Here is a 12,961-nt window from a genome sequence, read left to right on the forward strand (position 1 = left end):
ATGAATATATCACGTTTATTATTTTCCTTTCCCGGAAACGAAGTCCTTACCCGACTCGTCGCTTCCCGTTCGAAAATCCCGGTCGGCAAAGTCCAATTCGGAAACTTCCCCGACGGGGAAACGAAACTTAGAATCGATTCGGACCCGAGCGGATCGGAAGTTTATCTGATTTGCTCCTTGGACAGACCGGATCCGAAACTGATTCCGTTGATTTTTTTCTGTCAAACGGCAAGATCGATGGGTGCGAAAAAAATCCACCTGATAGCGCCTTATCTTTGTTATATGAGACAGGATAAGGTCTTTCATCCCGGCGAAGGGATCAGCGCGCGTCATTCGGCCTCGTTGATCTCGCGTTACGTCGATTCCCTGATAACGGTGGATCCCCACCTTCATAGAATCGAAGACCTTTCCGAAATTTTCGAGATTCCTTCCAAGACATTACACTCCGCCCCTCTTCTCGCAGATTATGTTCGGGAACGGATCGATTCACCCGTTCTTGTAGGACCGGACGGCGAAAGTAGTCAGTGGGTGGCCGAAGTGGCGCGACTCTGCGGATGTCCTTACACGGTTCTGGAAAAAAATCGGAAAGGAGATCGGGAAGTCGAAATCAGCGCCCCAACCTTACAAGCGTTAGTCGGAAGAACGCCCGTTTTGATAGACGACATCGTATCCACCGGAAGAACTCTGATCGAAACAGTAAATAGACTCCGTCAAACCGCGGCAACGCCTCCGATTTGTTTATGCGTCCACGGAATTTTTGCGGAAGATTCCTATGGAAATCTGCTTAAGGCAGGCGTAAACTCAGTGGTAACTTCGAATACGATCGAACATTACAGCAACGGAATCGACGTAAGTCGTCTAATAGCGGAGAATCTTTTTTAATCGTTACGATGATCTGCAATCGGATTTTCCATCTGAATACGGATTTCGCGCGCGTGAAGGTTGGCGGGATCCAGTTTTTCCAACTTCGACAAAAGATGTAAAACGGCGTCCTTCTTGTGGATGAACAGATAGGATTCGGCGAGATGTGCGACGTTTCCCGCGAATTCCGGCTCACGCAAGAGGATCCTTTCCCCCAATTCGACGGCTTGACGATAACGATTCAAACGTTTATAAAGCAGCGAAGCGGTAAACATGGATTCAATGTCTTCCGGGAATTCGGAAATGAATTCTTCCAAAAGAGTTAGAGACTCTTGATACTTTCCAATTTTATAATATACTTTCGCTAATTCCTTGTTGAAAGTCGGAGGAGCCTCCCCTTTTATCGTGCCTTTGATATTTTCCAAGTGATCGGCCGCGAGCTCCCAACGTTCGTCCCTTAAATATCCCAAATACGCGGCGTCAGGAAATTCCGTAGCACCGATTCGAACGACAGGAACGAAACGTTTCGGCCTCCCGAGATAAGTCAGTTTTAAAATCGAAAGATCGTCGGTGAGTTCTCCGAAATTGCGGAGTCCTTGCACGAGCATCCCGATGTCTCCCCTCGCCTCTTCGATTCGTTTCAGGAATTGCGATTCGTCTTCGTTGATTACGCGCGTGCCGTCAGAATCCACTCCCAAAAGCAGATCGTCCCTTCCGTCGGATCCGATAAAAATGGAATCTCCGTTTTCCATAAAGAACGTCTTGATCTTCATCTTGCTTTCAAGACCAGTTATCCCGATCTTACGAAGTTCCAGCTTGTCCTCGATAAACGAAGCGGTTGCGTCCCGGTAGAGGGCCGTCCAAGGATGTTCCGCATTCAAAAAGAATAATATTCCGGATTTCACGTCTAACAAACCGAGAACGACGGAAACCAACATAGAACCGTCGAAGGATTCGAAGATATTCTGTAACTCGAAAAAACATTCCTTAAGCCAAAGTTCGGGAGGTTTGGATTTATAGGAGGAGACGCTTTGGGTTCGTGCAAGAAACGAACGGAATACCACTCCGAGAACCAAAGCGCCCCCGGCTCCTTGTATCGATTTTCCCATGGCGTCTCCGTTTACGAAAGCGAGGTATTTCCTGTCCTTAAGAAGAATCTCGTCGGCGACGATGATATCGCCTCCGATTTCTTTTTTCCATTGTTTGAATTCGAATTGTTTCTTTTGTCTGCTGAATCCTTCGATATTATATAAATCGCTTTTAATCTGATAACGGTTGAGGGGATCCAAAAGTAAGGACGTAAGAAAATAATCTCCGTCCTGTTGTATCTTAAGTTCGCGAATCTGATCGAGCGTATCCTGAAGTTGTCCCGTTCTTTCACGGACCTTTAGATCGAGATCCCTGTTCAACTCCTCCGCCTCGTTGTGGACGCTCAAGAACCGATTCGCCAAGATGAAGACGATCCCCAATTCGAACGTAAAAAAACCGTATTTTAGAAGTCCATAATTTTCTAATCCTGTAATCATCTGCATCGAACCCAAAAGATCCAAAATTGCGGAAGCCAAGAGTATAAAAAAACCGGCAAACAAACGCACCGAGTCCTGATTTTTCCTCCACAAGGCCTGAAACATTATATAAAACGAATATACGGAGAATACGAGTACGGAAAACTGCCAGATTTGAAGAAGTTGAATGCAGATGAATCTACTGGAAAACGGAATCAGAGAAGTCAAACCGAGCGCGAAAAAACGGTAAAATCGGGACAAAGGACCGATCTTTGACCGGAAAAAATCCTCCAGAAAAAGAAGAAAAAAAGCCGGGACGTTAAATACGATCATATATTCCAGCTTCATCTGTAATAGAGGATCCAATTCCAGTTCATACACCGCGTTGCTTCTGAAATAAATATAAGCGGAGAGAAAGATCGAAAAAAGCCCGAAGAACAGATTGTATCTGTCCTGGTTGCGTTTGAAGTAAAATAAGAAATGATAAAATCCTACGAAAAGATATAGGAAAGCCAACATCAACGTGGAACGTTCTGATAGAATTTCAGAGTTTCTAGATCGTAGGTCGATCAAAGGCGGGGTGGAATTTAGACTCGCATACGCGTTCAATTCCTCTCCCGGGTCGGAGGAAAGGACGACACGAATCTCGTTCGAACCTTCTTTTACCTTTGTCTTCGGAATCGGAAGAATGACGTGACGTTTAAAACCGTTGCGAACGATTTTCCCGCCGACCACCGAACCTCCCTGGCCGATACGTTCTCCGTTGAAAAAAACTTCGTAGACGTTGGTAAACAACGGGAAATGAACCGAAAGACCGTCCGTCGAAAGTTCGGATATCTCCTCTTTCGAGATGATAAAACTTTTCAGCAGGGTAACGCTGTGAATCGTATCCTCGGGATATGAGAAGGAGTCTAACGTGTGTTTGGGGATCGGAAGGCTTTGTAAAACGATCCAGTTAGGATCGTCTTCTCCGGATTGCAGATTTTTACCGGATGAGATTTTCCAATCCTTCGTCAACGGAATGGGAAACGCTTCCAGCGCGGAAAAAAAACAAAAAAGGCAAAGAATCGTTAGAGTTGGAAATAACTTATTTATGTTTTTTTTCATTCCCGAATCCGTTAGTATCCTACGCGTCGCCGAACACTTTGTTGGCGAAAGAGTCCGATTTGGCAAGAAATAATCCGCTTCCGGAACGAATGAATCTATTCCATCACGATCGTTATGTCCACGCGTCGATTCTTTTGTCTACCCTGCAAAGAGGCGTTATCCGCAATCGGCTTACTTTTACCGTAGCCCTCGTAGGACATACGTTTTTCTTCGATTCCTTGTTTGTCCCTCAGCTCCCGGAGAACGGATAACGCGCGTTCTCTGGAAAGTTTTTTATTATAATCCTCTCCCCCGGTGTTGTCCGTATGGCCGCTGATTCTGATTTCGCGATCGCCGTATTTTTTCAAAACCGAAGCGATCCGCCCCAGCTCGGCCTTGGCCTCTTCTTTGAGTTCGGAGCGATCATAGTCGAAAAGGACGGAGTTTAGGGAGATCGTGATTCCTTCTTCGGTTCTTCGTATTTCCACCGGGGGGTCGGCGGCTTTTTCCGATTCGGGCCTAACCCGATTTTCCTCCTCTTCCGGCCAACCTAGATTCTGGGGTCTGGACTTCGGGTCGGGTTTCGTTTTAGAGGTTTTAGACGGATCGATTCCGGTTTCCAATCCTCCGGAAAGAATCTTGCGAATCTCCTCCGCGAATTTATCCTTATCCGTGTCGGTTAACTTTAAATTTTTATTATATACTCCGTGGATATCGAATGACATCTCCTGAGCGGCTCCGTTCGGATAAACGAACGTATATGCGAGTTGTACCCTTTTGTATTGCGGAATACCGGCGTCTTTGTCGAAGAACACCATTCCTCGGGCGAAACCGATTATCTTGGACGGAACTCCGTCGCGGTTCATTTGAGAATCGTAATAAAGGGAATAATTATATTCTATCTTATCCGCATTGCCGCTTAAATTCTGAAAACTCCAATCGTCGCGACCGTGATACTTGTATTTCGCGAGAACCGTGGCGGTTACCCTTCCTCCGGGGAATTGAAAATTTTCCGTCGCCGGCTGGGTCCATTCGTCACCTACCGCAACCGGTTTTTCCGAAAAACTGGGAAGGGATCTTAGGTTCGGCATTCCGTATTCCTGAGGAACTTTGTATTGGCCGATCTCCGTGATATGAAACTGGCTCTTAAACGTTTTGTCCTTGCGAAAGGCGGGATCGATTTCGGGAAATCTAGAATACGTATCGAAAAATCCGTCGAGGAGACAGGTTTTATTTTCGCAAGAAAGAGTTTCCAAAAGAATTCTATTCTTATCCTCTCTGCGAATTTTGCGTCCCTGACTCACCAATTGGACGCGATGATATTCGTTTAGCTCGACCGTTTCACCGGGAGTCAATTTCCAACGAAAAAGAATCCGTTCCTCTTCCGCAGAAACGAATCCGCCCGCGAACAATAGAAAAATATACGAAAGACAAAAGCGGAATCCGGCGGATCCGATAGATAAACCCTTTCCCGTTTTTCCGTAAACGAAACGCAAACCAGATTTCCCCATTCTATTATTTAATTTCGTATGATTCTTGGAAAACATGAGACAAGACCAAAAAACTATCCGAAAAAACGGACAATCGGACGAAAATAAATCTTAGATGGAACCCAGACTCGTTTATATCACCGCGGAAAACGAAAAGGAAGCCTTAAAGATCGGGAAAATATTGGTCCAAGAACGACTAGCGGCTTGCGCAAACATACTTCCTAAAATGAAATCGATCTTTCACTGGGAGGATAAGTTGACCGTGGCGAACGAATCGGTTCTGATCCTCAAAACGAAAAGCGATCTGATGACGGAACTCACTCTGCGGGTCAAATCGCTTCATAGTTATTCCGTTCCCTGCGTCGTCAGTCTTCCTCTTTTGGAGGGCAATCGAGAATTTTTCGATTGGATCTTATCGGAAGTGATATCGGAGTAATTTCCACTAATCGGTGTTATATGGTTCAGATACACGTTAAAAAAAAATTCACTGCGCTTACTCTAAACTCGGCGTTCTTCGGATTTTACGCACACGCGGGATTCGCCAAAGGACTTTCGGAGATAGGATTTCATCCTTCGAAAATCACAGGTTGTAGTTCGGGCGCTTTGATAGGATCTCTCGTCGCCGCCGGAATCCCTGTAGATACGATGACCGATCTGATCTTAGGTCTGAAAAAGAAGGATTTTTGGGAAGGGAATCTGATCACGAATTTCGTAAAGCCGATACGCAAAGGTATCAAAAATTATTCTGGAATTTTATCCGGCAAAAAAATCCGAGATCTTCTCCGACCTCATCTGGGTCACAAAAAAATCGAGGAGCTTCCCGTACCTATGGGGATTTCCGTCTCCAACATCACGAAACAGATCCGCGAACTGAAAACCAAAGGCGATCTAATCGATCAAATTCTCGCATCGATGACGTTTCCGTTCCTGTTCGAAATACAAAAGTTAGGCGAAGAAGAATTTATCGACGGAGGTGTGGCCGACCAGGAGCCGATCAAGGAACTGATTCTGGATAAATCGATCAAAAAAATCGTCGTGCACAGCGTTCGTACAAAAAAAGGTCCTTCGGAAAAAGCCGTGGTCCGGGCGTTTCATTCGTCAGTCCAGATCATCGAGAACGAAACCAGAGAATTGAAGGAAATGCTCGCGAAACATTATAAAAAGCAAATATTACGGATAGAAACCGTAACGCCGTACATCGACGCTGACCGTCTTTCCCACGGAAAAGAGGCGCTGGAAGACGGGAGAAAAAGCGCGCATCACTGGAAGAAAAAAATCCTTTCTCCCGCTTGAACGTGACCGTCTAACACGCATTCTATGAGTAAAACGGACGAATCCCAAATAGCCAACAATTATATAGATCTACATCGGCTTTGTTCCGAGGAATCGAACGGAAAAATCCTGGAAAGGGAGAGTTTCGTTTTCTATTCGAATCCCGATTCGGAGTGGTTCACCAGGATCGTATTGAAGGAAGACATCAACGGACAAAAACTACGGTCGGAATTGCGCGAACTTGACGAGTCCGGATTCGAATCGAATATTTTAGATTTTTCAAATACAATAAAATTTGAATCCGTTTTTCGGGAGTTGGGATACGATCACTGCAACGAACAATTAGGAATGTTTCTCGTCGGAAATCCGTTATTTTCGGAACGGGCGGAAAACGTACGATACGAGAAGATCTCGGATTCCGAAAACCTACGACGATGGCTGGAGATCGTAAACGTTTCCTTTCAGTCGGACGATCGCGAAAATCTATATCTTCGTCTTTTAAAGAGGGAGTCGGTTTCCGTCTACGCGGCGTTTTACGACCAGACCATGGTCGCTACCGCGATGAGTTTTTATAACGGGAATTCCGTGGGCCTTTATTCGATCACGACGGATCCGGAACATAGGGGAAAAAAATTCGCCTCTTCGTTGGTCTCTTTTACTTTGGAAAGGATCCGCTCCGTTTTTTCGGGAGTCGTAATCCTACACGCGACCGAAATGGGAAAAGGAATCTACGAACGTTTCGGTTTTCGAAAAGCGGAAACCCTTCGGCACTGGGGTCGATCCGCTTCCGGATTACAGTGAAATCGTATCGATTACGTTATGCGAAATTGCGAAAATCGGTCCGTTAACGGATCCGATTCCCCATAAAAAACGCAGCCTCGATCGAACCGGGAAATTCGAAATTTTCGAACGGCGACCAGCCGGACTTGCTTTTGATCTCCTGTTTTAGGAACTTTTTCGGCTTCTTTAGATTCAACACGGTAAAGTTGGCGGCATAACCTTGTTCGATTTTTCCGAAACCCCTTCCGTATTTTTTCGGCAGATATTCGTTTACGAATTCTCCGGGATTTTTAGCGCAGATGTTCGCGATCGTTTTTCGATCCACGCCGGCGTTTAAAATCAACCAGGTGACGAAGAGGGAATACGTATCAAGTTGTGATATTCCGCTCGTTCCTTTTTTCTTTTCCTCTACGCTGTGGGGAGCGTGATCGGTGGCGAGATAATCGATCCAACCTTCTTTGACTCCTTGTAACATCAGTTCCCGATCCTGCTTTTCGCGGAGTGGAGGATTCATCTGAAACCAATGTCGATTCTCGTCGGTTAACATCGATTTGTCGAAGAAGAGATGTGTGGGAGTGGCCTCGCAAGTGACCTTGACCCCCCTTTTTTTGGCGCTTTTGATCTTTTCCAAACCGTCGCCGGTCGAGTAATGACAAAGTTTTCCGCGGAGTTCGTAGGTTTCGATGAGATACAACGCGAAATCGGTCGCCAAGGTCTCCGCGATCGCCGGCCTCCGATCCTCGTGGAAACGTTCCTCCTGATGTTTTTCGAGGATTTCCGGATCCTCGCAATGAAAACTAACGTTCTGCCCTCGATAACGACGGATCGTATCCTCGAGACTTCGATTATCGTGAAAGAATAATTCTCCGATACTCGGTCCCATAAAAACCTTATACGGAACCGGTCTATCCAAAGGATTCGTCTCCGGACCGATCCCCGCGTAGAGGGTGATATGGATGGAGGAACGATCGGCTAACGCGCGTTTTGTGCCGTAACTTGTAACGTCAACAGGCGGAATCGGATTGTTGGGCATATCTGCGATATGGACCACTCCTCCGTTGACCGCGGCGGCGCTTGCGGAATCGAAATCCTCTTTATATTTATGTTTGCCGGATTCGTCCTCTCTGGCATGAACGTGGATATCGCCGAACCCGGGAAAAATAGCCGACTCGTTGGGATCAAACCAAACCTCGTCGTTCGTCCTTTCGGAATCCACGTCGAATTCCAACCCGTCGCGTACGGAGGTGATCCAACCCGTAGTAGGATCCCATTCCACGGTTCCGTCGAACTCCCTTTCGTGGGTTACGATTCTTCCGGAAATTTTTTTAATCATCGGAACGGATTTATTTAACGCAGATAACGTTGTATTTCATCGTTCCGAGACTGCTGGCCTCGACTCCGTCTTTGAAGTTTACGGAAAAGTAATATCCCGAATCACCGTCCGGACTGGAGGACCAAAACACTCCCGCGTTTTTCAACTTTTGATCGGCGCGTTTGCTGAAGTTTTTGAGCTGGTCCTTTCCGGGAAGACGTTTGGATTTTTCTTCGCAGATATCTTTCGCTTCGGCCCAGGTTACGGATCGATTGAAGGAATCGTCCCAACCTCTTTTACCGTAAACGGGAGTTTTGGTGTGATAATTCTCGCAGATGAAATAACTGAAAATACCGAGCACGAGGATCGAAACGGATAACAAAACTCCCGCGAAGTATTTTCCGTTTTCCCGAGGCGCTCTTACTTTAGGAACGTTGTTTTCCATCGCGAGCTCTTGGCTTTTGCGATGAAATTCCTGATTTCGGTGAAAATTCTTTCCGTGTTGTTGACGCTGCTGATGGGAATGTCTTCGATTTCCTTCTTTCGATTCGTTGCGTTCGTTTCCGCCGCGGTTGGAATCGGAATTTTCGCGGTTCCTTTCGTTCCCCCCCGACCCTTTTTGGTTTGAATTATGTTTCTTTCTGGGAGGTCTTCTTTTATTTGCCATTTGGACCTTGTAAGCTGTATTTGAAAAACTATTCTACGATTCGTACCAGAGATTTGAAATGTTGTAAATTAAAATTTAGATCTCCGCAGGAAGCCGTTCCTCCTCGTTGAAAATTGAGTGAATCCTCCCCGCAAATTCCGATCATGGTAAACAATGGAACGCATTCGTATCGGTTTGATTGGAGCCGGAACCGTCGGCTCGGGAGTGATCGAAATTCTTAAAAAGGAACGGAACGTTTATCGGGAGAAGTTCGGATTGGATCCGCTTCTTGTTTCGGTTTGCACCCGTTCTCCGGAAAAGATCCGAAAAGAACTCACCGATTTTCCGGATTGCAGCTTGGAAACCGACTATCAAAAAGTCGTCACCGATCCCGAGGTGGATCTCGTGGTGGAGTTGGTCGGCGGAACCGACGTCGCTTATTCGATCGTGGAAACCGCGTTACAAAACGGTAAAACCGTCGTTACCGCCAATAAGGCTTTGTTGTCCCAAAGGGGGGACGAATTGTTCTCGCTCGCTTCGCAGAAGAACCTCGAAATCGGAATGGAAGCCGCGGTCGCCGGCGCGATTCCCGTCATTCGTTCCATCAAAACGGGGTTAGGCGCCGATTCTTTCGTTTCGTTGTACGGAATTCTCAACGGGACAACGAACTTCATCCTTTCCAAAATGGAACTGGAACATCTGGATTACTCGGACGCGCTTCGTATCGCTCAGGATCTCGGTTTCGCGGAAAAGGATCCTACGTTCGACGTCGAAGGAATCGATACGGCTCATAAGATTTCCCTCTTAGGAACGTTGGCCTTCTCTCGGAAAATCCCGTTCCGAGACGTTCAGATAGAGGGTATAACGAAGATTAGCGGTTTGGATATTCGATTCGCGGGAGAACTCGGTTATCGGATAAAACTGCTGGGATTGGTCCGCAAAATCGGGGATCAGCTCGAAGCAAGAGTACAACCTGTGATGATTCCCGTAAAACATCCGTTTGCGAATATCATGAACGAAATGAACGCGGTATACTACCAGACCTCGTATGCTGGGCCGGGAATGTTCGTAGGAAAGGGAGCGGGTTCTCTTCCCACCGCCTCTTCCGTGGTTTCTGACGTTCTTTACTACGGTTCCAGAATCAACAAAACGAAAACTCCGGAAAAAAACTTGTTTCCTAAGGCGGAAATTTCCGAAGCCAATGGTCAATTGGTCAGGTATTACCTCCGGTTTACTACTTCGGATCAGCCCGGAGTTCTTTCCGAAATTTCCAAAGTTCTCGGGGACCACGGAATTTCCATCTCTTCGGTAAGACAAAACGAGGCGGAGAAAGAACCGGTCGAAGTCGTTGTGATCACTCATCCGGCGACGGAAGCGAATATAAAAAAATCATTGAAGATCATAGACGGTCTGTCCTTAATCCGACATACGTCCGTCGCGATTCGGTTAGAGGATAAACTTTAGGAAATTCTTCTCGGAAAGGAAAGGATTTTACTTTATCTTTGCATTTTGAAAAGACGGGGATACATCTGGACTTATCTTCGGATCGAGCGAGGGAATTCGTTTTTCCTCCGGAGCTCCTTCCGTGAAACCGGATTTATTTTCTAAGCGACAACGGAATGGAATTTGAAAATAAACGTTCTCATAAAAGGATTCCGTCGAGGCCTTGGACGCGTAACCGAGAAAGGGAAACAACCGAATTTCGTGGAGATTCGATCGATCGTTTTTAGGATCGCATTCAATCCGAACGAAATACGAAGAAAGGAAACTTTATCCGAAAAGTTAAGTAGGAATTTTCATGGCGAGAGTAGAATTCGATTCATTGTACATTGAAACCACAAAAACGGGACTTTCCGACAAGGACGTTCAAGTGGTCGTTTTCAACGGGAAAGTGACCAACTCCAATTCCTTTGAAATTTCCAGAAAGATTCACTTCATCTTCGAAGAGGAAGTTTACAATATCATTTTGGATTTATCCAATCTGGAATACATCAACAGCGTGGGAGTGGCCACGATCCTGACATTGATCAAAACCGTGGATCAACATTCCGGAAAAATCGTGATCGGCGGCCTCAATCACTTTTTGGAAAACGTGATTCGTCTGATGGAACTTCCCAAAAAAGTGGAAATCTATCATTCCGTCGAGGAAGCCAAACGGGCGTTTTCGTAAAGTGAGACCGATTCGATCCTTCTAAAACTTTTCCGCCGCGGAATAACCGTTTTTGGATCGATCATAAATTCTTTCTTCCAAAAGATCCAAAAGAATCTTTAAACCCCATCCTTGATACGCGGAAACCAAAACCGAATCCGCGTGAACGTCTATCCCTAATTCCTCTTTGAGATCGGCGACGGCTTCCAAACCGGGCCCGTGATTGGCCGCGATTCGGGAAGGTTTTCCGTTTACGAAAGTTTCCTCGAAACGGTTTTCGCTCATCCAAGTCCGGAACTTTTCCATACGGTCGATCTTATTGTATACTTGTATCGTAGGAATATGAGAAAGTTCTAATTCTTCCAGAATTTTTTCGACGGCTTCCATCTGAAGTTTGTAATCGGGATTGGAAATATCCACGACGTGAACCAGAAGATCCGAATCGCCTAACTCCTCTAAGGTGGCCTTGAATGCGTTCGATAGTTCCGGAGGAAGATCGTGTATAAAACCCACCGTATCGGAAATGACGATTTCCCTTTCTTCCGGAAAACGGATACGCCTCGTAGTCGGATCCAATGTCGCAAACAACTTGTTCTCCGATATTACTTCGCTGTCGGTGAGCGCGTTGAGAAGAGTGGATTTTCCCGCGTTCGTATAACCGACGATTCCGACGACGGGCAGTTCGTTTTTCTTTCTTTGACGGCGATTGACTTCCCTGCGTTTTTTCAGGGACTTCAATTCCCCTTCGAGACGGGTAATCCTTTCTTCCACTCTTCGTTTTCCGATTTCGAGTTTGGTTTCACCGGGTCCTCTTCCTCCGATTCCCCCGGTCAAACGCGACATGTTATCGTCCAGCTCGGTGAGACGTCCTTTGAGATATTTCAATTGAGCCAATTCGACCTGGAGTTTACCGTCGCGGCTTTTCGCGTTTCTCGCGAAGATATCCAGGATCAACTGCGTACGATCGATGACTTTGATGTCCGCCACGTCGGAAATTTTTTTCGCCTGTGACGGAGTGAGTTCCAGATCGAATACCAGAAGTTCCACGTGTTTTTGAATCGCCTTGAGGATGATTTCTTCCAGTTTTCCCTTTCCCAAAACGGTGGAAGGATCGAGACGGTTTTTTCTCTGCACAAAAGTGTCTACGACGTGGACTTCCGCCGTTCGGCACAACTCCTTGAGTTCCTCCATCGAAAGAGAAGGATGCCGTCCCGAAGTTTTTTCGGGATACACTCCTACGAGAAAGGCGCGATTCTCTTTTTGTGCGTCCTTGAGATTGCGTCTGGAGCGGGAAAGTCTGGACTCTATCTCCAGGATCTCCTCGAGAATTCCCTCCTTCAATTGACCCGGGTATTGTTTGGGCAAAACGGTCCAGAGTTCTTCTTCCGAATCCGGATTAAAATGCGCGGAGTGATATCCGTTCGGATTCCCGGCGGAATCGAGAGTCACCGCGGTGATATAATCCAAACGCAATAAAGCTAAGTCGGTCAAATCCTCCTGATTCAGCGATTCTCCTTTGAGGTGGGTATGGACCAAACGAAGACCGCGTAACCTCGCTTCCGAAGTACGGAGTCTGTCTAAAAACGGGATTTCGATGGAGTTGTCCGTGCCGACTAACACGTGTGTGACGTAGCCGGAACGATCGATAAGTATGCCGATTTGTTTCCCGATTTCCAGGGACAATTCGCCAAGGGAGCGTGCAATTTCTTGACTAACGAGTAGGTCTTCCCGGATTCTTTTCTCGGAAATTTTTTTCAATCTTTGGATCTGGTTGGATTTAAGGCCGTTGAGATTACCGCTGAGCTTGCTGATAAATAATATTCTCCCTTTTGCTAAAAGTTTACAGGCGAAACCGCTTCC

11 protein-coding genes are annotated in these 12,961 nt (G+C 46.3%); 6 read left to right on the plus strand and 5 right to left on the minus strand.

The genetic code is table 11. From position 1 onward, the window contains the following. Entirely contained in the window at nt 1-882 is an 882-nt protein-coding gene (locus tag EHQ17_RS11410; protein ID WP_246057534.1) for a ribose-phosphate pyrophosphokinase, read from the plus strand. Here the strand turns inward: EHQ17_RS11410 and EHQ17_RS11415 are convergent. Next, nucleotides 879-3,473 (minus strand): SpoIIE family protein phosphatase, encoded by a 2,595-nt coding sequence (locus tag EHQ17_RS11415; protein WP_135590246.1) that lies wholly within the window; start codon nt 3,471-3,473, stop codon nt 879-881. The two genes, EHQ17_RS11410 and EHQ17_RS11415, sit on opposite strands and share 4 nt — an antisense overlap. Nucleotides 3,474-3,568: 95 nt before the next feature. Then, the gene (locus tag EHQ17_RS11420) at nt 3,569-4,963 is read right to left on the minus strand and encodes an OmpA family protein (protein ID WP_167881099.1); all 1,395 of its coding nucleotides are present in this window, start codon (nt 4,961-4,963) and stop codon (nt 3,569-3,571) included. Between the two features lie 94 nt (nt 4,964-5,057). Here EHQ17_RS11420 and cutA point away from each other — a divergent pair, with 94 nt between their 5' ends. The 3 genes from cutA to EHQ17_RS11435 are packed head-to-tail and all read left to right on the plus strand — an operon-like array spanning nt 5,058 to nt 7,015. Further along, nucleotides 5,058-5,378 (plus strand): divalent-cation tolerance protein CutA, encoded by a 321-nt coding sequence (gene cutA / locus EHQ17_RS11425; protein ID WP_135590248.1) that lies wholly within the window; start codon nt 5,058-5,060, stop codon nt 5,376-5,378. Between the two features lie 20 nt (nt 5,379-5,398). Next, nucleotides 5,399-6,235: a patatin-like phospholipase family protein gene (locus EHQ17_RS11430; RefSeq protein ID WP_135590249.1), complete on the plus strand. Its 837-nt coding sequence runs from the start codon at nt 5,399-5,401 to the stop codon at nt 6,233-6,235. A 24-nt stretch (nt 6,236-6,259) separates the two neighbouring features. Continuing rightward, complete coding sequence (locus EHQ17_RS11435) at nt 6,260-7,015, plus strand: GNAT family N-acetyltransferase (protein ID WP_135590250.1); 756 nt, start codon at nt 6,260-6,262, stop codon at nt 7,013-7,015. Between the two features lie 43 nt (nt 7,016-7,058). Here the strand turns inward: EHQ17_RS11435 and EHQ17_RS11440 are convergent, their stop codons facing one another. Both EHQ17_RS11440 and EHQ17_RS11445 read right to left on the minus strand, forming a co-directional pair. Then, on the minus strand, nt 7,059-8,327 hold the full coding sequence (locus EHQ17_RS11440) for an amidohydrolase family protein (protein ID WP_135590251.1): 1,269 nt from the start codon (nt 8,325-8,327) through the stop codon (nt 7,059-7,061). Between the two features lie 10 nt (nt 8,328-8,337). Beyond that, nucleotides 8,338-8,973, minus strand: coding sequence for an LIC_10572 family protein (locus EHQ17_RS11445; RefSeq protein WP_135590252.1), 636 nt, complete (start codon nt 8,971-8,973; stop codon nt 8,338-8,340). A gap of 153 nt (nt 8,974-9,126) precedes the next feature. On the opposite strand from EHQ17_RS11445, the gene EHQ17_RS11450 reads away from it, so the two are divergent. Together EHQ17_RS11450 and EHQ17_RS11455 are read left to right on the plus strand one after the other, a co-directional pair. Then, nucleotides 9,127-10,416, plus strand: a complete 1,290-nt coding sequence (locus EHQ17_RS11450; RefSeq protein WP_135590253.1) for a homoserine dehydrogenase — start codon at nt 9,127-9,129, stop codon at nt 10,414-10,416. A 334-nt stretch (nt 10,417-10,750) separates the two neighbouring features. Further along, on the plus strand, nt 10,751-11,122 hold the full coding sequence (locus EHQ17_RS11455) for an STAS domain-containing protein (RefSeq protein WP_100748246.1): 372 nt from the start codon (nt 10,751-10,753) through the stop codon (nt 11,120-11,122). Between the two features lie 21 nt (nt 11,123-11,143). Here EHQ17_RS11455 and hflX read toward each other — a convergent pair whose 3' ends face one another. Beyond that, entirely contained in the window at nt 11,144-12,868 is a 1,725-nt protein-coding gene (gene hflX / locus EHQ17_RS11460; RefSeq protein ID WP_476737698.1) for a GTPase HflX, read from the minus strand. Between the last annotated feature and the right edge of the window lie 93 nt (nt 12,869-12,961).

It is taken from the genome of Leptospira gomenensis (assembly GCF_004770155.1).
Taxonomy (GTDB): Bacteria; Spirochaetota; Leptospiria; order Leptospirales; family Leptospiraceae; genus Leptospira; species Leptospira gomenensis.